The sequence below is a fragment of the Williamsia sp. CHRR-6 genome, from assembly GCF_018474015.1.
Lineage (GTDB): Bacteria > Actinomycetota > Actinomycetes > Mycobacteriales > Mycobacteriaceae > Williamsia_A.
In genome coordinates this window covers 1,000,796-1,023,673 of sequence record NZ_JAHCSG010000001.1, presented here as the reverse complement: position 1 = coordinate 1,023,673, position 22,878 = coordinate 1,000,796, and the positions used below count along the sequence as shown (strand labels likewise).

General features: G+C 69.6%; 13 protein-coding genes. 4 read left to right on the top strand and 9 right to left on the bottom strand.

Going from position 1 to position 22,878, the window contains the following annotated elements; all coding sequences use genetic code 11:
- Positions 1-5 precede the first annotated feature (5 nt).
- The gene (locus KIK15_RS04525; RefSeq protein WP_214242901.1) at positions 6-1,304 is read right to left on the bottom strand and encodes a uracil-xanthine permease family protein; all 1,299 of its coding nucleotides are present in this window, start codon (positions 1,302-1,304) and stop codon (positions 6-8) included.
- A 125-nt stretch (positions 1,305-1,429) separates the two neighbouring features.
- Between KIK15_RS04525 and cysS the strand changes: the two genes are divergently transcribed.
- Positions 1,430-2,821: a cysteine--tRNA ligase gene (gene cysS / locus KIK15_RS04520; protein ID WP_214242900.1), complete on the top strand. Its 1,392-nt coding sequence runs from the start codon at positions 1,430-1,432 to the stop codon at positions 2,819-2,821.
- A complete protein-coding gene (gene rlmB / locus KIK15_RS04515) occupies positions 2,821-3,801 on the top strand; it encodes a 23S rRNA (guanosine(2251)-2'-O)-methyltransferase RlmB (protein WP_214242899.1) in 981 nt (326 codons plus the stop codon). Before cysS ends, rlmB begins: the two co-directional genes overlap by 1 nt.
- Before the next feature lie 11 nt (positions 3,802-3,812).
- Here the strand turns inward: rlmB and KIK15_RS04510 are convergent, their stop codons facing one another.
- Both KIK15_RS04510 and KIK15_RS18715 read right to left on the bottom strand, forming a co-directional pair.
- Positions 3,813-5,138, bottom strand: coding sequence for an HNH endonuclease signature motif containing protein (locus KIK15_RS04510; protein WP_214242898.1), 1,326 nt, complete (start codon positions 5,136-5,138; stop codon positions 3,813-3,815).
- A 263-nt stretch (positions 5,139-5,401) separates the two neighbouring features.
- Positions 5,402-6,034, bottom strand: a complete 633-nt coding sequence (locus KIK15_RS18715) for a TetR/AcrR family transcriptional regulator (protein WP_214242897.1) — start codon at positions 6,032-6,034, stop codon at positions 5,402-5,404.
- Between the two features lie 79 nt (positions 6,035-6,113).
- On the opposite strand from KIK15_RS18715, the gene KIK15_RS04500 reads away from it, so the two are divergent.
- Together KIK15_RS04500 and KIK15_RS04495 are read left to right on the top strand one after the other, a co-directional pair.
- Positions 6,114-7,019, top strand: coding sequence for an alpha/beta hydrolase (locus KIK15_RS04500; RefSeq protein ID WP_214242896.1), 906 nt, complete (start codon positions 6,114-6,116; stop codon positions 7,017-7,019).
- Positions 7,016-7,870 (top strand): SDR family NAD(P)-dependent oxidoreductase, encoded by an 855-nt coding sequence (locus tag KIK15_RS04495; protein ID WP_214242895.1) that lies wholly within the window; start codon positions 7,016-7,018, stop codon positions 7,868-7,870. Before KIK15_RS04500 ends, KIK15_RS04495 begins: the two co-directional genes overlap by 4 nt.
- A gap of 171 nt (positions 7,871-8,041) precedes the next feature.
- Here the strand turns inward: KIK15_RS04495 and KIK15_RS04490 are convergent, their stop codons facing one another.
- The 6 genes from KIK15_RS04490 to KIK15_RS04465 form a co-directional block, all read right to left on the bottom strand.
- Positions 8,042-8,635: a hypothetical protein gene (locus KIK15_RS04490; RefSeq protein WP_214242894.1), complete on the bottom strand. Its 594-nt coding sequence runs from the start codon at positions 8,633-8,635 to the stop codon at positions 8,042-8,044.
- Between the two features lie 267 nt (positions 8,636-8,902).
- The gene (locus KIK15_RS04485; RefSeq protein WP_214242893.1) at positions 8,903-10,069 is read right to left on the bottom strand and encodes a glycosyltransferase; all 1,167 of its coding nucleotides are present in this window, start codon (positions 10,067-10,069) and stop codon (positions 8,903-8,905) included.
- A gap of 10 nt (positions 10,070-10,079) precedes the next feature.
- Positions 10,080-10,940 (bottom strand): alpha/beta fold hydrolase, encoded by an 861-nt coding sequence (locus tag KIK15_RS04480; RefSeq protein ID WP_214242892.1) that lies wholly within the window; start codon positions 10,938-10,940, stop codon positions 10,080-10,082.
- Positions 10,937-11,251 (bottom strand): acyl carrier protein, encoded by a 315-nt coding sequence (locus KIK15_RS04475; protein ID WP_214242891.1) that lies wholly within the window; start codon positions 11,249-11,251, stop codon positions 10,937-10,939. Before KIK15_RS04475 ends, KIK15_RS04480 begins: the two co-directional genes overlap by 4 nt.
- Complete coding sequence (locus KIK15_RS04470) at positions 11,248-15,777, bottom strand: polyketide synthase (RefSeq protein WP_307851729.1); 4,530 nt, start codon at positions 15,775-15,777, stop codon at positions 11,248-11,250. Before KIK15_RS04470 ends, KIK15_RS04475 begins: the two co-directional genes overlap by 4 nt.
- A gap of 8 nt (positions 15,778-15,785) precedes the next feature.
- Positions 15,786-22,691 (bottom strand): type I polyketide synthase, encoded by a 6,906-nt coding sequence (locus KIK15_RS04465; RefSeq protein WP_214242890.1) that lies wholly within the window; start codon positions 22,689-22,691, stop codon positions 15,786-15,788.
- Positions 22,692-22,878: the final 187 nt, after the last annotated feature.

Below are 22,878 nucleotides of genomic sequence, written 5' to 3'. Positions count from 1 at the left end.
AGGCATCAGATTCTGGCAGACAGAACGCCGGCGTCCGGTTTTCCGCGTGTCAGGCGCTGCAGCGCGGTCATCGCATGAAAGACCACCACCGCCGCCACCGAGCCCAGCGCGATACCGGTGAGCACGATGTCGTGGCCGAACGACAGGGTGAGGTTGCCGATGCCGATCACCAGGGCCACCGCGGCGGTCAGCTGGTTGACCGGGCGGGAGAAGTCGACCTTGTTGTCGATCCAGATCTTGACGCCGATGACGCCGATCAAGCCGTAGAGGGCCACCGTCACCCCGCCCAGCACGCCCGGCGGGATGGTGTTGATCAGTGCGCCCACCTTGGGTGAGAGGCCCAGTAGCACAGCCACCACACCGGCCACCCAGTAGGCGGCGGTGGAGTAGACGCGGGTAGCGGCCATCACGCCGATGTTCTCGCCGTAGGTGGTGGTGCCCGATCCGCCGCCGGCGCCGGCCAGCGTGGTGGCCAGACCGTCGGCCAACAGCGCACGACCGGTCGCGCGGTTGATGGAGGGGTCCTCGGCCAGGTGGGCGACGCTGCGCACATGACCGACGTTCTCGGCCACCAGCACCAACACCACCGGCAGGAAGGCCGGCAGCACCGACCACGCCAGCGTGGGATGGGCGAAATCGGGCAGCCCCACCCAGTCCGCCGCGCCGACTGCATCGAAAGAGACGTCGCCGGCGAGCGCGGCGAACGCGTAACCCACGGCCACACCCGCGAGGATGGCCAGCCGCGAGACGAGGCCTGGTCCCACCACGGTGAGCACCAGGACCGCGGTCAGGGTGACCACCGCGGTCCACGGCGCCTTCTGAAAGTTCGTCGTCGCGGCGCCGGACAGGTTCAGGCCGATCAGCGCGATGATCGCCCCGGCCACCACCGGCGGCATGAGCGTCTCGATCCAACCGGTGCCGGTGACCATCACCACCACCCCCACCAGCGCCAACAGCACGCCGGTGGCCAGGATGCCCAACAGTGCGCCACCGCGCCCGTCGGAGGCGGTGGCGGCGGTGATCGGTGCGATGAACGCGAACGACGAGCCCAGGTAGCTGGGCAGCCGGTTGCCGGTGATGACCAGGAACAGCAGGGTGCCCACGCCGGAGAAGAACAGGGTGGTCGACGGCGGGAAGCCGGTGAGGACGGGCACCAGGAAGGTGGCGCCGAACATCGCGATGATGTGCTGGCCGCCCAGACCGATGGTGCGTGGCCAGCTGAGTCGCTCGCCGGGACGCACGATGCCGGTCGCTGCGACCGTCTTGCCGTCGCCGTGCAATTGCCACCCGAACATCGTCTTCATCTGATCGCCCTCTCACCTGGCCTGGTCTGCTGACGCTGCGATGGGCAGAGGCTAACGGCGTCCCGGTGTCCACGCAGGCCACAGCGCGCGGGACCGGGCGTGTCGCTCCAGTAAGGTTCGGTGTCGTGAGCCTGCGCCTGTACGACACCGCCGCACGTGACGTGCGAGACTTCACGCCCCTGCGTGCCGGTGAGGCCAGCATCTACCTGTGTGGCGCCACCGTGCAGGGTGTCCCGCACATCGGCCACGTGCGCAGTGGAATTGCCTTCGACGTGTTGCGGCGCTGGCTGGCCCACCGCGGGTACGACGTGCTGTTCCTGCGCAACGTCACCGACATCGACGACAAGATCCTCAGCAAGGCCGCCGACGCGGGACGCCCGTGGTGGGAGTGGGCGGCCACCCACGAACGTGCCTTCGCCGACGCCTACCGCGCGCTGGGGGTGCTGGCGCCCTCGGCCGAGCCCCGCGCCACCGGCTTCATCACCCAGATGGTCACCTACATGCAGCGGCTCATCGACCGTGGTCACGCCTACTGCGCCGACGGCAACGTGTACTTCGACGTGCGCAGCCTCCCCGACTACGGCGCGCTCTCGGGCCATCGGCTCGACGACGTGCACCAGGGGGAGAGCGCGGGCACCGGCAAACGCGACGACCGGGACTTCACGCTGTGGAAGGCGGCCAAACCGGGCGAGCCGTCCTGGCCCACCCCGTGGGGTGACGGTCGGCCGGGCTGGCACCTGGAGTGCTCGGCGATGGCCACCTCGCTACTGGGTGGTGAGTTTGACATCCACTGCGGGGGAATGGATCTCATCTTCCCGCACCACGAGAACGAGATCGCTCAGGCCCACGGTGCCGGGGATGGTTTCGCCGCCTACTGGTTACACAACGGCTGGGTGACCATGGGTGGGGAGAAGATGAGCAAGTCGTTGGGCAACGTGGTGTCGATTCCGGCGATGCTGCAGCGGGTGCGCGCGGTGGAGCTGCGCTACTACCTGGGCAGTGCGCACTACCGGTCGATGATCGAGTACTCCGAGGGCGCGTTGCATGATGCCGCTGCGGCCTACCGGCGAGTGGAATCCTTTGTGCAGCGGGTGGTCTCGCGTGTCGGCGAGGTGTCGGTGGGGGATCTGCCGGACGATTTCGTCGCCGCGCTCGACGACGATCTGGGGGTGCCGGCGGCAATCGCAGTGCTGCACAACACGGTTCGGGTGGGCAACACCGCGTTGGAGTCCGGCGACACGGTCGGCGCCCTGGTTGCGGCGGCGTCGGTGCGGGCGATGGCGGGCATCCTCGGGGTGGATCCGCTCGACCCGCAGTGGGTGTCGGTCGGTGATGACTCGCCGGCGATCGAGGCACTCGATGTCTTGGTCCGCGCCGAACTCGATCGCCGGGCCACCGCCCGTGCGGACAAGGACTACGCCACCGCAGACGCGGTGCGCGACCGACTGGCGCAGGCCGGGGTGGAAGTGACCGACACCCCCGACGGTGCGCAATGGAACCTCAAGGGACGCAACTGATGGCGGGCAATTCGCGACGTAAGGGTGCGGTCCGCAAGGACGGTACGAAGAAGGGGCAGGTCGCCGGTTCGGGCGGCAACCGTCGCCGTGGCCTCGAAGGTCGTGGCGCCACCCCGAAGGCCGAGGATCGGCCGTATCACGCCGCGCACAAGCGGGCGAAGGCTGCGGCGAAGGCGACCTCGGGTGTGGGGCGTGCCGGTGCGGGGCGCTCGGGTGCCACGCGCCGCCGCGACGAGGACGCGCCGGAGTACGTGGTAGGTCGTAACCCGGTGGTGGAATGTCTGCGCGCGGGCGTTCCGGCCACCGCGCTGTACGTGATGGTCGGGGGCACTCCCGACGAGCGGGTGTCCGAGGCGGTGGCGATCGCGGGCAACACGGGGGTCTCCATCCTCGAGGCGCAGAAGTCCGAGCTGGACCGGATGAGTTCCAACGGGCTGCATCAAGGCATCGCATTGCAGGTTCCGCCGTATCGGTACGCCCATCCTGGCGATGTGATGGCCGCTGCGGTGGCCAGCGGTACGCCGCCGCTGCTGGTGGCCTTGGACAACATCACCGATCCACGCAACCTCGGTGCGGTGATCCGCTCGGTGGCCGCGTTCGGTGGGCACGGCGTGGTCATCCCTGCGCGGCGCAGCGCGAGTGTGACCGCGGTGGCGTGGCGCACCAGTGCTGGTGCCGCAGCTCGTCTTCCAGTGGCGCAGGCACCCAATCTCACTCGGACGCTCAAGGATTGGGCTGCCGACGGGACGCAGCTGGTGGGTCTCGACGCCGACGGTGACACCGACCTGGACTCCTACGACGGCACCGGACCCACGGTCATCGTGGTCGGCTCGGAGGGCAAGGGCTTGTCGCGGTTGGTGCGGGAGAGTTGCGATTCGATTCTGTCGATCCCCATGGCCGGGCCGGTGGAGAGCCTCAACGCATCGGTGGCCGCCGGTGTGGTGCTCGCCGAGTTCGCCCGCCAGCGCAGACGAATCTAGCGCAGACGAATCTAGGCAGCGTTCAACCACTCTCGGACCCGGCGCTCGACAGCACTGTCCTCGGGGTCGTGATGGCCCGGTGGTGGCGGGGCATGAGAGACATGGGTGTGTCCGGTCGGGGTGGTGACGGTGGCCGTGTGACGTGCGGTGCGGGTGCCATCTCGGGTGGCCACGTACCAGCCGGGGTTCTGTTTGGCTCGATTGTGACTTCGGCACATGCCCAATCCGTTTGCTGCCGTTGTCTTTCCGCCGTCGGCGTGGGGTTGCGCATGATCGTGTTCGCCGATGGGGTTGTCGCAGTAGGGGATGCGGCACCCCTGGTCGCGGGTGTCGAGGAACTGTGCGAGTCCGGCGGGGAACAGGCGTGCAGCGGAGTCCATGGCCACCAGCGCGCCCGAGGCGGGTGCCGTATAGATGCGACGCAGGGTGGTCCGTGCGTTCGCGTCCACCGCGGTCTGCACGATCGCGCGCCCGATGGCGGCGGGAATGGGACCATGGCCTGCTACCTGCGCAGCGGCGGAGCCCGATCCCAACAAGACCTCATCGGAGACAACGAGATTCACCGCGACCGGGATCTGGTCGACCGATGAGACGCCGGTCACCCGTTCGACCAGGGCGTCGGCCATGACCTGGGAGTGAGTGCGTTCGTCGGCGCCAACGGTGGCATCGGCGTGCCTCTTCAACGTCGCGTACACCGAGATCCCCGCGGTCAACGGCAGCAGTGCAGACAGGCGCACCATCCCGTCGGGGGCGGGTCGGGTGGACACGCGACGATCAGATGTCGCCAGCGTGTGGCGGTCGACGACGGCCTGTGGATCGAGTTCGTAGGCCAAGCGTTTGGCCTCGGCGTCGAGCGCTCGGTCGCCCAGGCCGTCGAGGGATGAGACGTCGGCGCACAGGCGACGGTCGATCTCCTCGCGGTCTGTGCGGGTGAGATGAGCGGTCTCACGTACGAGGATGGTGGCGCGCCACTCCGTCAGTACTCCAGCCGCCAAAGCGGCTCGGGTGTAGGGCATCTCGCGCATCAGTGCTCGCGCGAACCCGAGGTGGCGGCCACCAGTGGATCCAGAGGCTCTGCGGGCCAACGCGACCTCGGCGGCCAGGCCGCGACCCCGGCGTGCCGTCGGGACGCCGGCCTGCGTCTGCGCCTGCAATCGCAGTTCTTCCAGGCGCATGGTCTCGACCACCTGTGCCGCAGCACATCCGGCTTTGATCGATTCCAGGAGCGCGATCCTGTTGACGGCGTCTGCCTCATCGCTTGCCGCGGGAAGGTCGGCGAGAGACGACAGGAACGACTGCAGGGCGCGTGCAGCCGCGTGGTTCGCCGATTCGATCATACGTTCGAGTGTACAGCGGTCCGGCGGTGCGGTCCACCGATGTGCACGGTTCCCAATGCCGGTCCCGAATGGCCCTGTGGGCAGCATGATTTGGTGAGGCAAGGCTTTGTAGGCGCAAGTTTGCCCACGACCCCCACACCCGAGCCTGCGGCACCGACGCCCATCGCCGTCGTCGGCGTTCATCGTGCTCAACCCGAACGATCGCTGACCCCAACGCGCGGTCGAGGTGACCGCGCAGGTGACCGGAGCGGGGGCGTCGCATCTCACTGCCGGTGCAGCAGTCCGTCCCGCAGGATGTTAAGCGCCGTCGTCATGACCGCCTCGCTCTCCTCTTCGCCGATGATGGTGTCGTCGGCGAAGGTCATGGCCAGCAGTCCGCTGAGCATCGCCCACAGCGCGATCGCGACGTGGCGGGTGTTGAGGCCCGGCGTGCCCAGGCCTTCGTCCATTCCAGCGTCGAGGATCTGGGCCAGTTGGCCGATCTGGATCTCGGCCTGAGCGTTGACCAATGCTTGGGCGGCCGGGCCGGGTGGCGTGGTGAGCAGGCGGAACTGTCGGCGATGCGTGCGAGCGAACTCGATGAAGGCCGACGCCACCGCGAGAACTCGTTGCTCGGCGTTGCCTTCGGTGGTGGTGAAGGTCTCGTCCATGAAGGCGCGGTTGGTGGACAGGGCTTTCTCGGTGATGGCCACCAGCAGCGCGTCGCGCACCCCCACCCGGTTGTAGACGGTCTGCACGGAGATGTCGGCACGTGCGGCGATGGTCTCGGCGTTCACCGCCGCCACGCCCTCGTCGATGTACAGCGATTCGGCGATGTCGACGATGACGCGGCGCATCTGCTGCGCGCGTCGCTGAGTGCGGGTCAGCGAGACCTTGGACTCGTCCGGGGGCGTCACGAGTTGACAGTAACCGGTCCCATCAGTGTACTTATGTCAATTGATGGAATGCATCCAACATTCGGCCGGGGGGACGTCGATGTCGCAGCGTGTGGACGTGGAGTTCACCTCTGACGGGGTGATCTGTCGGGCCTGGCTGTACCGGCCGGACGGTGACACGCCTGCCCCGGTGATCCTGATGGCCCACGGTCTCGGCGGAGTGCGGACCATGCGCCTGGATGCCTTTGCCCAGCGTTTCGTCGCCGCCGGCTACGCCTGCCTGGTCTTCGACTACCGCTACTTCGGCGACAGTGACGGCCAGCCGCGCCAGCTGCTCGACATCGACGCCCAGCTGGCCGATTGGGCCGCCGCGCTGGCCTTCGCGCGCACCTGCGATGGCGTGGACACCCGGCGAATCATTCTGTGGGGAACCAGTTTCGGCGGTGGACACGTGTTGATCACCGCCGCCCGCGACCAGCACGTGTCAGCGGTGATCTCGCAGTGTCCGTTCACCGACGGGTTGGCCTCGACGCTGGCGCTCGACCCCATCACCTCGGTGAAGGTGGCCGCCCGCGCGCTGCGTGACAAGGTGCGGGCCCGCCGCGGCAAGGCGCCGTTGATGATCGCGACCGCCGGTGCGCCGCACGAGCGAGCACTGATGACGGCCCCGGATGCCCTGCCCGGCTATCTGGCGATCAAGCCTGATGACAATTCGGTTCCCAACCAGGTGATAGCGCGTATCGGGTTGGACATCCCGTTTCACTTCCCGGGCAAGTCCATCCCCGCGATCACGGTCCCGGTGCTGTTCGCCGTGTGCAATCGCGACACCGTGGCCCCGGCGCGCGCCACCTTACGCCACGCTGCGCGCGCGCCGCGCGGCGAGATACGCCGTTATGACACTGGGCATTTCGACATCTACGTCGGGGCCGACTTCGAGGCCGTGGTGGCCGACCAGATCGATTTCCTGCAGCGGCACGTGCCGGTGCGTGAGGAGGACCGAGGATGAGCAGATACGAGATCTCGGGGCGCACCGTGCTGCTCACCGGGTCGACCGGTGGTCTGGGCACGGCCGTGGCCACCGAGTTGCGCGCGCGGGGCGCTCGGCTGGCGTTGCTCGACCTCGACGAGGCGGCCGTCGAAGCGCAGGCCATCGCTCTCGGGGGACCCGGTGTAGCCCACGGCTTCGTGGTCGACGTGCGATCGATGGACAGCATCACCGCGGCTGTCGACGCTGCTGCGGAGTATTTCGGCGGCATCGACATCGTCATCGCCAACGCGGGTATCGAGGTGACCGCGCCGATGGAGATCGCCACCGAGGAGAGTTTCGAACGCGTCATCGACATCAACGTGCTCGGGGTGTGGCGCACCTTCAAGGCAGCGTTGCCTCACGTCCGTGCGGCCAGTGGTTACCTGCAGGCCATCTCGTCCATGGCCGCGTTCATCCACTCGCCGATGCACGCCTCCTACACCTCCAGCAAGGCCGCGATCTGGGCGATGTGTGACAGCCTGCGGCTGGAGTTGCGGCATCAGGGGGTGGCGGTGGGCAGTGTGCATCCCACCTTCTTCTCCACCCCGATGATGGATGCCGTGCACCGAGACCCGGCCGGGGTGGCGCTGTGGAACGGCAACAAGGGCCTGATCTGGGGCATGGTGCCCATCGATTCGGTGGTCGGTGGGGTCATCAGCGGGATCCGTGGTCGCCGCGCGATCGTGGTGGTGCCGCGCCGACTGACGATCGTGGCCAAGGCGGCCGGCTACTCTCGGCGCATCGTCGAACGGCTCGGCTTCAACGACCGCCAGATCGCCGAGGCGGTCTGGCTGGCCGAACAGCACCCCACATCCGACCGCAGCAAGTAGAACGCTGCTCAGCGTCGAGTCCACCGCCGTGCGGTCGGTTCCTGGGCTGGGGCGTGGCCGTCGCACCACTGATCGGGTGCCACCCGGGCTTTGACTGCGTCGACGTGCTCGCCGCAGCCCGACCAGGTGGTCTTTCCGCACACGCGGCAACGAACCGGGTTGCACATGGCGTCAGCTCCCTCCGGCGAAGGCCGGGCGACCGGCTCGGGGTCGCTGCAGCTGGGAGAACGACGTCGACCGGCCGAGGGCAGCGATCGCGTCGAACATCGCGTCGGCCTCGGGCGGGTCCGGTACCGCCGACAACACCGGTCCGAAGAACGGGTGACCTTCGATCGCGATGATCGGACTGCCGGCCGCCTCGCCGAGTGTGTCCTGGGCGCGAGTGTGGGCTGCTCGCACGGCGTCGTCGAACGCGGGATCATCGAGCGCGGCGGTGAGGCCGGGGTCGAGTCCGCAGTCGATGAGTGCCGCGCGAGCCATCGTGTCGTCGAGTGCCTCACCCTGTTCGTGAAGGCGACGCCCCAGGGCCAGGTAGAGGTCGCCAAAGCGATCCCCGGACGCGGCCAACAGCCGGCCCCCACGCAGCGAGGTCTGCATGTGGGACTGCATCGGAGCCGGTAGGTCCCGGCCCTCGTTGAGTACCGCGAGGCTCATCTGATGGAGGGTGACCTCGAGGTGTCGGCGGGTGCCGACATCACGCAGCCAGAGTGTTGTCGCCCAGGCGAACGGGCAGGCGAGATCGACGTGGCAATCGACATGGGTCATCGGGCACCTCCTGAGGGTCCCCGAAGCATACCCCGTGGGGTATTGAAACGACAGGTCGGCAAGCTGCCCGCGTGGCAAGGTCCGCATCACCTCGTCCCTCGTACCGCAGCGCGCATGCGGTCTGAGGGCGGCGAGCACGTGACAACGCGGCGAGTCGCGGGACAGCTTCCGCCCACTCGACGGGGATTTCCGCCCAGCCGACGGGGGTTTCCGCCCACTCGACGGGGGTTTCCGCCCAGCCGACGGGGTTTCCGCCCACTCGACGGGTTAGGTGCGGGTGAGATTGCCCTCGCGGACTACCGACAGCACCGCGTCGGCGGCCGCCTGAGCGCCGCCGGCCTGTTGGAAGGCGGTGGCCACCCGACGGGCGGCTGCGGTGTGCGGACCCAACGGGTCGGAGACGGCCACGATCGACTCGGCCAGCTTCGCTGCAGTGATCCGGCCGAAGCGGACGCGCAGCCCGGTACCCGACTCGGCCACCTGCGCGGCCACCACGGGTTGATCGTCGCGGATCGGCGCCACCACCAACGGCACACCGTGCCACAGTGATTCGCACACCGTGTTGTGACCGCCGTGGCAGACCACCGCATCGGCTAGCGGCAGCAACTCCAGCTGCGGCACCCGGTCCACCACGATCGCGCGGGGGTCGCTGTGATCGACCACGCCCATCGGGTCGACGATGACCAGCTGGTATTCGGGCAGCAGATCGGCCGCGGCCAGTGCCTCGTTCAAGAACCGTTCCCCGACAACGCCGTTGACCGTTCCCAGCGACACCAGGACCAGGCGACGGTTGTCGTCGAGGCGGGAGAAGTCGAAGTCGATCGGCGGGCGCGGCGCGAAACTGGGGCCCACGAAATGCACGCGGTCGGCGGCGAGTTCCGGTGTCCCGGCCAGATCCTCGGTGGTGAACGCGATGATGCCGTGCGGGGAGAACCGGGGGTCGTGCACGCCGTCGGTGATACCGATGCGCGTACGCAGGCCGGCGAGCTGCTCACGCACCCAGTCGCCCACCTTGGGCATCCCGGAGAACGGGTCGGTCAGCTCGGCCGAGGTGGTCGCCGAGGTGAGGTAGGGGATACCGCGGTGTTCGGCGATGATCGACCCGGCGAAGGCCTGCTGATCGCAGACCATCACATCGGGCTCGAACTCGTCGATGGCGCGCTCGAGATCAGGCGCCATCACCTCGGCCAGCGGGATCAGCGCCTCCTCCCACAGAAACCGCAGTGCGGCGATACCGGTCACCTCGGTGGTCCGGTCACCGAGATCGGTGCCGATGCCACACGGGAAGATCCGGGCCTGCGGGTGCAGTCGGTGCAGGGTGGGCTGGTGACCGGCCCAGGCCACCTCGTGACCGGCCTCGATCAACGCCTGGCCGACCCCGATGGTGGGGTTGATGTGCCCGGTCAGCGGGGGCACCACGAACAGGATGCGCATGTCGCGAACCTCAGGCGGCCGACGACGCGGACGCGTGCTCTGCGTACTCGCCGCCCACCCACGCCGTGATGTACTCCAACGTCTCCTGGCTGCGTTCGATCAGCACCGAGTGACCCTGCTCGGGCATCACCACGACCTTCCAGTCGTCGAGGTTGCGGCTGAGCTTGAGGTACTCCTTGGCCATGCCGGTCTCCGAGCCGGTCAACGCCAGCACCGGGCACCGCAGGCCGGGCAGCGAGTCGTCGAGCACGTCCGAGGACATGATGTCGGCGGCGATGTCGGTGCGCTGCATGACACCCCACGCCTTACGGCACAGCCGCGCGGTGTGCGGGCTGGCCACCTCGGCGATGTAGTTGATGACGTTGTCGTCGGGCAGCCAGGTGACCGCGTCCTCGAAACCGACCTTCATCTGCCCCAGCCAACTCTCGACCGGCGGCTGGGCTTCGATCGCGATGACCGAGGCGACCCGGGTGGGATGCGCGGCGGCGACGGCGAACCCGATGGCACCGCCGAAAGAGTTGCCCACCAGGTGCACCGGCTGATCGAGACCAAGGGAGTCGAGCAAAGCGACGAGGTCGGTGGTGAAGTCGTCGAGTCGGTACCCGGCGTAGGGCCGCTCGCTGCGACCGTGGCCACGCAGGTCGTACATCACCACGTCGAAACCCGCTTCGGCCAGCCCGGGTCCGAGCGTGAAGTAGTAGCTGGCCAGGCTGTCGGTCAGCAGACCGTGGATGAGCACGATGGTCTCGCGCTTGCCATCGCGCCCACCCGCGGCGGAGCCGTCTGCGGTGGTGGCACGCATGGTCTGCAGGTGCAGGCGCATGCCGTTGGCCTGAATGTGCGAGCCGACCGATTCCAGCGACGTGGTCATGGGTTCACCGGTTCCGAGAGCGCCCTGACCGAGTACGCCACCAGGTCTCCGACCGTGAGACCCAGGATCTCCTCGAGGTCGAGCGCGGCGATGAACTCGGCGAAGTTGACGCGCGTGCCGTACTTCTCGCGCAGCAGCCCGTTCATGGTCACCAGGTCGATGCTTTCGAGCTCGAGGTCCTCGTGGAAGCGGGTCTCCATCTCGATCTCGACGTCGTCGACGCCGTACTCCTCGAGGACCTGCGCGATCAGCTGCTTCACATCGGCGAAGACCGCCTCTTCGGTCACCGTGTGTGGTGTGGGACTGCTCATCTCTCCCTCTCGGTAAACGCCACGACATAGTCGCGTTGGGGCAAATCGGCCGGGTTGTTCATGCGGTGCAGGCGAACGGTGTGCTCGACGCCGTCGTGTCGGACCACCAGCTGATCCTCGGCGGGCGCGGCGATCACCGCGAAACGCTGTGGCGCGCCGCCCAATCCGGTTCCTGCGGCCTTGGCCACCGCTTCCTTGGCCGCCCAGAACCGGGCGAACCACAGGTCGGCGACGGTGGCGTCACCGGCCACCACACCGGCGAGCAGCTCCTGTTCGGCCGGCGCGAGCGCCAGATCCAGGGTGCTCTGCGGATGCGGCTCCACCACGGCGACGTCGATGCCGCATGGCCACGGCCGCGCGATGGCCACCCCCACCTCATGGGTGTGGGCGATGGACACCGTGTGTGCGGGCAGGGCGCGATCACGGCGGGCGGTGATGTGGGGGCGACCCACCTCGTCGTTGCCCACCACCAGCTCGGCCGGGTAGATCTCGTCGGCCTCGTCGGACGGCGTGGGGGCGCCCCAGATCAGCTGTCGCAGCGCATCTTTGGCGGCGATGCGACCCAACAGCCACTGCCGCTTGCCGCGCGGTGGCCGCTTGTCGTAGACGACCCGTTCGGGCTCGCCCAGCATGTTGCGCATGATCAGTTCGCGGGTGGCCAGGTCGGGCCACTGCTCGAAACACGCCATCCACTCACCCGGCATCGCGTGGCTGAGGGTGGCCGCGCCCGGGTAGCGGTCGCTGGTGCGCACCCGCGCGGGCGAGTCGAAGCGGCGGTCCTCCCACCCGGTGATCTGGGCGAACACCTCGCCGGCTGGGGTCACCAGCTGGGCATCGGCGCGCACCACCTGGTGGGTCACCTCGGTGATGCGCACCCCCACCTGCAGGCGGGTGCCCACCGGCGGTGTGGCGCAGTAGAAGTCGATGCGCTCGAAGCCGACCGGGAACATCACCGTGCGCTCGGGATGCTCGCTGGTGATCCAGTGGCCCATCAGCTGTCCGACGTTGTCCAGCAACGCGCCCGGAGCCTGCGGCACCACCACCGCACCCCAGATGTGACGGGCCCCGATCCGGGTGGGTCCTACCATGGCCTGGAACTGCGGGCCGTGGAACATCCAGTGCTGGGAGTACATCTGCTCGGCGGTGATCTGCGGCTCGACGTCGGGCTCACTCGGGTGCGGCCACACCGCCGGCGCCTGCGGGTAGGCGGTGGCCACCGACACCGTGCCCGCCGCATAACCCTCGAGCGCAACCGCGATCTCCGCGGCGGCCACGGCGGCGGGCAGCTCGGGGACGTCGACGCGCACCGGCACGTCGGTGGACGGGATGGCGGTGATCCAGCGCATCATGCGGGTCTTGGTCAGCGACACCGGGAACAGGCCCCCCTCGGGCCGTAGCGTGGCGACCGTACTGCCGGCTGCGTCGATCATGTGCTGCAGCGAGGTGGTGGCCGGGACCACCGGCCAGCTGTCCTCGGCGTACGGCCAGCCGCTTGGCTGCCGGAAGAAGCAGTGGTCCATCAGATACGGCATCGCCTGCACGTCGATGCGCAACACCGAACGCACCTGCTGTGCGGGCGTGGAAGGACTCGCGACCGCGCGTCGACCCCGAACTCCTCGAGGCGCTGGACGTGAGACCGGGCGGGGCGCAACCGGATTGGCCCGGCGCGCCCGCAGCGCCTCGATCAGCGAGTTGGCGGTGGCGGTGCTCTCGGCGACGAACGCGCTGAACTCCGAACCCAACGCCGACGGGCCGGCATTCACCGAGGCCACCGGAACCGTCTGCGGCAGTGGCGTCCTCGGCGCCGCCGGGATGGGGGCGGGCGCGATCGGGGCGGGCGCGATCGGGGTGGGCGGCAGCAGCTGGGGCCGGTCGGCGGGCTCGATGGAGATCAGGCCGCTGCCCAGATCCAGCTTGGTCAGACGGCGCGCCGGGGCGGCGGTGGCGGGCGACGATCCCGTGCGCGCGATGGGGAACGGCGCGCTGGCGCGTCCCTCCACCCACAGGGCGGCGCAGATCCGTTGCAGCTGGGCCAGCACCCCGCGCTGCGGTGAGTGGGTGGTGAACACGACGTGGTCGCGCTCGGCCAGTGAGTCGCCGATCAGTGAGCCGAGCTGGCCGTCGCCGATCTGGACGAAACCGCGGATGCCAGAGTCGTGCATCGCCTGCACCATGCCCCGAAAACGCACCGGCTCCAACAGATGTCGCACGAACACCTCGTGCATGCCCGCGTGGTCAGCGGGGTAGGGCGCCAGCGTGGTGGCCGACCACATCGGCAGCCGGGCACTGCGCACGCTCAGCTGGGCGGAGTTGTCGACGAACCGCGCCATGAACGGCTCGAACATCGGCGTGTGGAACCCGGATCGGAACGGCAGCACCGAGGAGATGACGGCTTTGGCGCGGAAGCCGTCGACCAGATCGGCGATGGTGGCCTCGGGGCCGCAGATGATGCTCTGTCGGGGGGCGTTGTCGTGGGAGACCACCACGCCGGGACGGTTGGCGATCACCTGGGCCACCTCGTCGACCGAGGCACCTACCACGGCGAACGCGACGCCGGGGACGTCGAGCTGGTCGGGATCGAAATCACCCATGAATGCGTCGATCTCGGCACGATCGAAGATCTCGGCGGTGACCATCGCGTTCCACTCGCCGATGCTGTGACCGGCCACCGCATCCGGGTGCACGCCCACGAGGTCGAGTGCGTCGGTGAGCAGTCGGCCCAGACGCATCACGGCCAGACCGTGGCGGGCCACATCGCCCACCTGTGCGTCGGAGTCGATCCACGGCAGGCCCAGGCGGTGAGCGAGATCGGCTGCATCAGCATCGAAGTCGGCGTCGAGGCCGGCGTAGACGAAGGCCAGTTCGCCGCCCCGCAGCAGCGGCTGCGGGGCGAACCACAGGTCATTGCGCCCGTGCCAGCGTTTGCCGCGGGCGATCACCTTGCGCGCCGTGGCCAACCGCTTGGCGGTGGGATCGCCGATGGCGATGCGGACATCACCGGAACCCGGTGTTAGCGAACGGATCTCGGAATCGTCGTGGTCCAGGCGGGCGGCCAGCTCGTCGTGGGTGTCGGCGGCCAGCAGCAGCATCACGTCGGGTTCGGTGACCGAGATCGGGTGGTGCACGGTGCGAGCGGCGAACTGCTCGGGGGACTGCTCGATGACCACGTGGGCGTTGATGCCGCCGAAGCCGAAGGCGTTGACCCCGGCGCGGCGGATGGTGTCGCCGGTCCAGGCCGCGGTCGCCTGGGCCGGGGCGAAACGGGTCTGCGCCAGAGTCGGATTCGGCTCGTCGCAGTGCAGGGTCGGGGGGATGATGCCGTGGTGGACGGCCAGCGCCGCCTTGATCAGCCCGGCCACGCCCGCGGCGGGCATGGTGTGGCCGATCATCGACTTCACCGACCCGATCGCCGGTGCCGTCGCGTCGTTTGGACGGCCGAAAACCTCGGCGAGCGTGGTCAACTCGGCCGAGTCACCGGCCGGGGTGGCGGTCCCGTGGGCTTCGAGCAGGCCGATCACATCTGGTGCGCTGGGGTCGAGTCCGGCGGCATCCCAGGCCGCACGGACCGCCCGCACCTGACCCGAGGAGTCCGGGGTGGCCAACGCGGCCACCCGCCCGTCACTCGACATGCCGGTGCCGGTGATCACCGCGTACACGCGGTCGCCGTCGCGTTGGGCGTCGGAGAGCCGCTTGAGCACCACGATGCCGGTGCCCTCGCCGATCAGCACACCGTCGGCGTCACGGTGCAGCGGCCGGATCCGGTCGGTCTTCGACAGGGCGCCCAGCTGGCTGAACACGCTCCACAGGGTCACGTCGTGACAGTGGTGCACGCCCCCGGCCAACACCACGTCCAAAGCGCCGCAGGACAGTTCGCGCACCGCGTTGTGCACGGCGATCAGCGATGAGGCGCAGGCGGCGTCGACGGTGTAGGCCGGGCCCCGCAGGTCCAGCCGGTTGGCCAGTCGGGACGCGGCCAGGTTGGGCACCAGGCCGATCGCCGACTCGGGCGCCTCGGGGCCCAGCTTGTCGGTGAACGCCGTGCGCACCGCCTCGAGTTGCTCGCGGTCGAGTCCCGGCACCAACTCACCCAGGGTGTGTACCAGTTGAGATGCGGTGCGCACCCGCTGATCCAGGCGCGCCATGCCGGGGGTGAGGTATCCGCCGCGGCCCAAGATGACTCCGGCGCGGGTGCGGTCGGCGGGGATGGCGCGCTCGCCACCGGCGTCGGCGAGAGCGGCCGCAGCCACCTTCAACGCGATCAGCTGATCGGGTTCGATCGAACCCACCGAGGCCGGCATGATGCCGTGCGACAAGATGTCGACCTCGGCCAGGTCGTCGACGAAACCACCACGGCGGCAGTCGATGTTGGTGGCATACGACTCATCCCACCGGTGGGCGGGGGCGTCGGTGATCGCATCGACGGCGCCGATGATGTTGGCCCAGTAGGAGTCCAGGTCCGGCGCCGCCGGGAACATCACCGACATGCCGGTGATGGCGATGGGCTCGCTACGAGAGGACTGATTCACCGTGGGTATCACCAACCCGATGCGGTGAGCACCACTGCGGTGTCGTCGGTGGGACCCCACGCGAGTTCACCGAGCAGGCTCATCGCGCCGGCGTCGGGCTCGATGAGGTCGATGCCCTGGCGGGCGTAGCTGCGCATCAGAGCCGGGGTGACCATGCCGTTGTTGACACCGGTGGGCGCCCACGGACCCCAATGCACGGTCAGACCGCGACGCTCGGGGTGACCGGCCGCCCACTGGGCACCCATCGTCTCCAGGGCGTCGTTGGCCGAGGAGTAGTCGATCTGGCCCCGGTTGCCCAGCACAGCGGAGATGCTGCCGAAGAACACCACGAACCGCGGGCCACGTTCGATGCGGTCCACCGATTCGAGCAGGGCGCGGGCGCCGTCGACCTTGGTGGAGAACACGCGGTCGAAGGACTCGGCGGTCTTCTCGGCGATCAACTTGTCCTCGATGATGCCTGCGGCGTAGATGATCCCGTCGATGCGGCCGTGCTCGTGGTGGATCGCCTTGATCACCTGCGAGACCGACTCGGTCGACCGCATGTCGGCGCTGCGGTAACGCACATCGCTGCCCAGCTCGGTGAGACGTTCGATGGTCGAGCGGATCTCGCGGTGGCCGGTGATGGTGGCCACCTTGCGCTCGATCTCGCGCGGGGTGAGACCGCCGGCGGCGATCAGGGCCTTGCGCAGTGCGTCGGCGTCGAGCGCGGCCGCCAAGTGCGGCGGCTCCAGCTCGCTGCTCAGCTCGGTGCGACCGACCAGCTCCAGGGTGGCGCCGCTGGCGCGGGCGATGACCGAGGCGGCATGCGCGGCGATGCCCTTGGCCCCACCGACCACGATGACCACCGACGAACGGTCCAGGCCCAGCGCAGTCGCCTCGGCGTGGCCGTCGGCCGACGGTCCGGCGCCGGTGCTGCCCAGGATGCCCAGCGGCTGCGAGACCATCTCGATGCCGTGGCGGGTGATGCTCGCCCCGTCGGCGGCGTCGGCCTCGACGATGACCACGGGAACACCGGCCGGACGCGACATCTCGGCGATCAGCCAGTCGGCGCGATCAGCGGCCGCAGCACCGGCGGGCAGATCCACCACACGGGCGATGACCGACGGGTACTCGCGGGCGACGGTGCGGAAGAAGCCGTGCAGACCGGCCACCGGCCCGGCGGCCAGGAACCAGGTGAGATCGAGTGCCAACGCCTGCTTGGCCAGTGAGAACAGCTGCGGGACAGGTGATTCCAGGGTGGCGTCGCCGTCCAAGCCGGCCAGGTACAGCACACCGTCGACGGGGTCGGCGATGGTGGCCTCGCCGGCGGCCAGCGCCTCGGGCTCGATGACCTGCGTCTGCGCGCCCAGAGCACTGAGCCTGGTGGTGACCGCCTGCACCGACTCGCCCGAGCCGATCACCACGATGGTGCGTCCGGACAGGGTGTCGGGCAGCGAGACCGCGTCGAGCGGGTGCAGCCGCTGCACGTGGCGGACCGGCGGGATGATGCGGGCGTCGACGTCGCCGGAGTCGGCTGCGGCGCTGTGCACCGGTGCCGCGGCCACCGACTCGGTCGACTCGCCGGCGGCCTGTGCAGCGGCCGGGGTCTCGACGGCGGGGGTCTGCGCAGCAGCGGGGGTCTCGGTGGCCGGGGCGTCGCTGCCGCCGCCGAGCAGGGCGGTGATCTCGGCGACGGTGCGGGCCTTGGCCACGTCCTCCACCTCGGCGCCTGCGGTCGACAGGCCCAGGCGCATCGCGATCTCACCGGCGATCTCAGCCCGCTTGATCGAGTCGATGGACAGCTCGGCCTCGAGGTCGAGGTCGGGTTCGATCATGTCGACCGGGTAGCCGGTGCGGTCGGCGATCACCTCGAGCACCATCCCCATGACGTCCACCGACTCGGCGGCCGGGGCGGGGGCTTCGGTGACCACGGGCTCGGTGACCACGGCCGCCGCAGCGGGTGCGGCGGCGACCGGTGCGGCGGCTACGGCCGGGGCGGCAGCGGGCACGTACTGCCCGGTGACGGCGGGGGCAGCGGGACGCTCGTAGACCACGCCGGCGTCGGCGCCGAGGTACTGCATCATCACGTCGCGCTGTGCCGAGATCATCTCGCGGCTGCTGCGCAGGAACTCGGCCACCAGCGCCTCGGCGCCGTCGAAGTGGGCCGGTGCGCCGTACTGGGGCGCGGGGGAGCCGTTGGAAGCTGAGGTCACGGAGTATCCCATCGGTTGGGCGGACTGAAGTGAGATCGGTTGGGCGGGAACGAGACCGCCGGCGATGGGGCCTGCGCCCCGGGTACGCACCAGCTGGCCGTCCACGGTCCAGCGCGAGCGTTTGCCTGCCGGGGCCGGGCGGCGGCCGTGGAACATCCACGACTGCGAGATGTCGACGCCGAGAGTGGCCAGCTGGGCCAGCACCCCGAGGTAGGCGGCGGTACCCGAGAGCCCGGCGCCGGCGAAGTTGACGGTGCGGTGCGGACGGTCGCCCAGGATGGCCCCGATCAGCGAGGACAACACCCGACCCGGGCCGGCCTCGACGAACACGCGGGCCCCTGCGGCGTACATGGCCTCGATCTGCTCGACGAACCGCACCGGCGACGCCAGCTGCTCACCGAGCTCATCGATGACGGCGGCCAGATCGGCGCCGTACGGGGCGGCGGTGCGGTTGGACCACACCTGACCCTCGGGCTTGGACAGCGACGCCGCGTGCAGCGACGCGCGGAACCGATCGCCCGCCCCGGCCACCAGCGGGCTGTGGAATGCACACGCCACGTTGATGACTCGCGTGGTCAGTCCGGCAGCCCGTAGTGCCTCCACCGCGGCCTGCATGCCCACAGTCGACCCGGAGATGACGGTCTGGCTCGGTGAGTTGCGGTTGGCCACCACGACGTCGGAGACACCGGAGATGAGGTCGGCCACCCGGTCGGGGGAGCCCGACACCGCGGCCATGGTCCCGGCGTCGGCGTCGATGGACTGCAGCATGGCGTCGGCGCGCTGCTCACTGAGAGTGATCAGGGTGTCGATGTCGCAGAGGCCTGCGGCGGCCAACGCGGCCAGCTCTCCGTAGCTGTGACCGCCGTACATGTCCGGGATCACCCCGGCCTTGGTCAGCAGCGTGTGCGCGGCCAGCCCGGTCATGCCGAGGGCAGGCTGCGCGGTGCGCGTGTCGGTCAACGCCCGACGCTGGGCGTCGCGGCTGTCGTCGTCGAAGGCGTCGTGCGGGTAGATGCGATCGATCAGATGCGCGCCGGCCTGCAGGATCGGGTCGAGATCGCCGAAGGTGACGAACAGGTCGGCGAACATGCCTGCGGTCTGGCTGCCCTGACCGCAGAACATCTCCGCGACGGTGGGGGCCGCACCGGGCTCGACACCCAGATCGACTCCGGCTGAGGAGAACACGCCCTTGGGCAGCGATTCGGTGCCGGCCGCCTCGACCGCGGCCGAGAGCTTGGTGATCAGGTCGTCGACGTCGGTGGCGACCACCGCCAGGTGCACCCGCTGACCGCGGGCCCCGGCGAGATCGGCGGTTCGTGCTGCGCTGTAGGCGAACTCGGCCAGCACCGCGTCGTCGTCGGCGTGGGCGGCGCGCACCTTCTCCAGCAGGGTGCGGGCCGCTGCGGTGGCGGTCGTGGCATCCACCCCGCGGAAGCAGAACAGCTCGGCCGGCCAGCGGGTGGCGGTGGCCACCGGCGCGGGGGTGTCGGCGTGACCGCTGAGCACCACGTGGAAGTTGGTGCCGCCGAAGCCGAACGCCGAGACACCGGCCACGCGGTCGGCGGTGTCGGCCACCCACGGCACGGGCTGGGAGTGGAAACCGAAGGGGCTGGTGGCCGACGACCAGGCCGCGTTGGGGTTGCTGACGTGCAGGGTGGGCGGGCGGACACCGGTGTGGATGGCCATGGCGGCCTTGATCAGTCCGGCCAAGCCCGCGGCGCACTTGGTGTGACCGATCTGCGACTTCACCGAACCGATCGAGGTGGCGCCGACGGCGGCACCAGCGTCGATGAACATCGTTGTGAGCGTAGCCAACTCGGTCTTGTCGCCCACGACCGTGCCGGTGCCGTGCGCTTCGATGAGGCCGACGTCGGCCGGGGCGATTCCGGCCTGCCCGTAGGCCCGCTCGAGGGCGCGGCGCTGGCCTTCGGGACGCGGGGCGGTCATGCCCAGGGCGCGACCGTCGCTGGCGCTGCCGACGCCCTTGATGACGGCGTACACGCGGTCACCGTCGCGTTCGGCGTCGGCGAGGCGCTTGAGCACCACGCACCCGACACCCTCACCGAGGGCGATGCCGTCGCCGGAAGAGTCGAAGGTGGCCGAGCGACCCGACGGCGACAGCGCACCGACCGAGGAGAACAGCAGGTAGTCGTTGATGCCGTTGTGCAGGTCGGCGCCACCGCACAACACCACGTCGCTGGTGCCGCTGACGAGTTCCTTGCAGGCGGCGTCGACGGCGGTCAGCGAGGAGGCGCAGGCAGCGTCGACGGTGTAGTTGGCGCCACCGAGATCGAGGCGGTTGGCGATGCGGCCGGCGATGACGTTGGCCAAGATGCCGGCGAAGCTGTCCTCGGTCAGCTCGGGCAGCTGCGCGGCGATCTCGGCGGGCAGCTCACCGAGGTAGGCGGGCAGCACCGTGCGCAGAGTGGTGGCGTTGGACAGATCGCCACCGGCTTCGGCTCCGAAGATGACCGACATGCGTTCGCGGTCACCGCCGGTACGCAGACCGGCGTCGCGTAGGGCGGCGTCGGCGACGTGCAGGGCCAGCAGCTGGACCGGGTCGATGTGGCCCAGTGACGACGGCGGGATGCCGTAGGACAGTGGGTCGAAGTCGATCTGCGGCAGGAAGCCACCCCAGCGCGAGGGGGTGACGTCGCGGTCGGTGGAGCGGCCGGCCGCCGAGTAGAAGATCTCCGGGTCCCAGCGGTCGGTGGGGACCTCGGTGACACAGTCCCGGCCGGCCAAGATGTTGGCCCAGAACGATTGCAGGTCAGGCGATTCCGGGAACACGCACGCCATGCCGACGATCGCGATGTCGACCGGGGCGGGCTGGGGGGTGGCCTCGGGTGCACTCTGGGCGGAGAACTGCGCGCGGCGATCGGCCAGGTGCTCGTCGGCGCCGGTGGTCACCGAGGCGTGCAGCTCGTCGATGGTGATGACGGCGTCGCGTAGGGCGGCCACGCCGCCGGCCATGAACATGCCCTCGGCCAGCTGACGCTGCTCGTCGACGGTCTCGAGTCGGTCCCCGATGCGTTCAATTCCCTTGGCGGCCAGGCGCAGTCGCCCGACGTTGAGGTTCTCCAGGCGCTCCCAGATCTCGCGCGGGGCCACGCCCTGCTCGGTCAGGGTGCGTCGGGTGGCGGTGAACTCGTCGGCGAACGGGCTTGCCACACAACGGGTGACGTGGCCCGGCGCCGACTCCAGGGTGGCGGTCGCGGTGGCGGCGATGACGCGCTCCTGGAACACCTCACCGATCGCGCCGGTGGCCACGGCCTCGGCGGTGAACAGGTACGAGGTGCCCATCAGCACACCCACCAGCACCCCAGCGGCCTGCAGTTCGGCGGTCATCGCAGTGACCATCGCCGACGAGCGGGCGTCGTGGATGCCGCCGGCGAACAACAGCCGGACCGGTTCGCCACCGGGGTGGGCGGCCACGTGGTCGGCGAGGACCTGCAGCTGGCTTTCCCAGAGTGGGAAAGAGTTGCGCGGACCGGTGTGGCCACCGCACTCGGCGCCTTCGAAGATGAACTTGCGCGCGCCGGCGGCGAGGAACTGGGTGAGCAGTCCCGGCGAGGGCACATGCAGGTAGGTGGAGATGCCCACGGCCTCGAGCTCAGCCGACTGCGCGGGGCGGCCACCGGCGATGATGGCGTACGGCGGACGGATCTCGGTGATGACCTCAAGTTGCGCGGCGCGCACGTCCTCGGGGGCGAAGCCGAGCATCCCGACACCCCACGGCTTGTCGCCGACGAGTGCACGGGTCTCGGTGAGCATGCGGCGGGTCTGTGCGCCGGTGGACAGCGACACCGCGATGAACGGCACCCCGGCACCGTCGGCGACCGCTGCGGCGAAGCCGGGGACGTCGCTGACGCGAGTCATGGGCCCCTGGGCGATGGGCAGCGCACCGTCGAAGAGGGCGACCGAATCGTGCGGCGATGTTGGCTCGGCCAGTGCGGCGGTGATCGACTCGAGCACCGCGCGTACCGAGCCGGCGACGTCGCGGTACCGATCACGAAACACCGGGGCCAACGCGCAGTCCTGGCCGATCGGCAGGCCCTGAGTGGCCGGGGTGGACCCGGACAGGGTGCGTACACCGTCGACGACGGTGGTCTCCGAGCCGTCGCAGCGCGAGAGCAGGTCGTCCAGCGGCGCGGTGGGGTCGAGTTCGTCGAGCAGCATCAGCGCGGCGTCCACCACGACTCCGCTGGCGCCTCCGATCACCGCGGCGGCCGCGGTGTGCACACCGATCCCGCCCTGCGCCCAGAACGGCACCGAGATCACCGGGTCGGATGCGAGCTGCTGGATCAGCAGGTAGGTCGACATCTCGCCGACCAGGCCGCCGGCCTCGTTGCCCTTGGCGATGAGGCCCGAGGCGCCGTGTAGAGCAGCCGCGCGGGCCTGCTCGACGTCGGTGACGGTGAGGATGACGGTGCGACCCGGGAAGGTGTCGGCAAGCGAGGTGGTGACCTGGCCGCGGCGGGCACCGACGAGCACGGTGTCGACGGCGGCGGGCAGGTCGGCATCGGTCCAGGCGCTGTCGGGCTCGATAGACACCGCGACTGGTCCGGCGGCCGCGAGACGTTCAAGGGCGCGGCGTGCGTGTCGGTCGGCGGGACCCAGGCTCACCACCGAGCGCGCATCGTCGTGGGGTCCGTGGGCGAGCCGCCGCGCTGCGGTCGACCGCAGCGGGATGGTGGCGAACACCGTCGTTTGGTGGGACACAGCGAGTCCTTCCATTACCGATACGTGCATCGGCAGTCGAAGGATATTTTGCGCGCGGCTGCAGGGGTGCACCCTGGAACCGCCCTGTAGAAAGCCCGACCGCCAACGCCTGGACGTATGGTCCCCCCATAACTTCCACCCAGGCGAATGCCTCGTTATGACACCGCAATATTGGCAGGTTGGCAAA

Excerpts from the sequence above, each read along its gene's own strand:
- rlmB (WP_214242899.1), top strand. The coding sequence starts at position 2,821 with ATGGCGGGCAATTCGCGACGTAAGGGTGCGGTCCGCAAGGACGGTACG.
- KIK15_RS04525 (WP_214242901.1), bottom strand. The coding sequence starts at position 1,304 with ATGAAGACGATGTTCGGGTGGCAATTGCACGGCGACGGCAAGACGGTC.
- KIK15_RS04490 (WP_214242894.1), bottom strand. The coding sequence starts at position 8,635 with ATGACCCATGTCGATTGCCACGTCGATCTCGCCTGCCCGTTCGCCTGG.
- KIK15_RS04480 (WP_214242892.1), bottom strand. The coding sequence starts at position 10,940 with ATGACCACGTCGCTGGAATCGGTCGGCTCGCACATTCAGGCCAACGGC.
- KIK15_RS04495 (WP_214242895.1), top strand. The coding sequence starts at position 7,016 with ATGAGCAGATACGAGATCTCGGGGCGCACCGTGCTGCTCACCGGGTCG.
- KIK15_RS04510 (WP_214242898.1), bottom strand. The coding sequence starts at position 5,138 with ATGATCGAATCGGCGAACCACGCGGCTGCACGCGCCCTGCAGTCGTTC.
- KIK15_RS04500 (WP_214242896.1), top strand. The coding sequence starts at position 6,114 with ATGTCGCAGCGTGTGGACGTGGAGTTCACCTCTGACGGGGTGATCTGT.
- KIK15_RS04485 (WP_214242893.1), bottom strand. The coding sequence starts at position 10,069 with ATGCGCATCCTGTTCGTGGTGCCCCCGCTGACCGGGCACATCAACCCC.
- KIK15_RS04475 (WP_214242891.1), bottom strand. The coding sequence starts at position 11,251 with ATGAGCAGTCCCACACCACACACGGTGACCGAAGAGGCGGTCTTCGCC.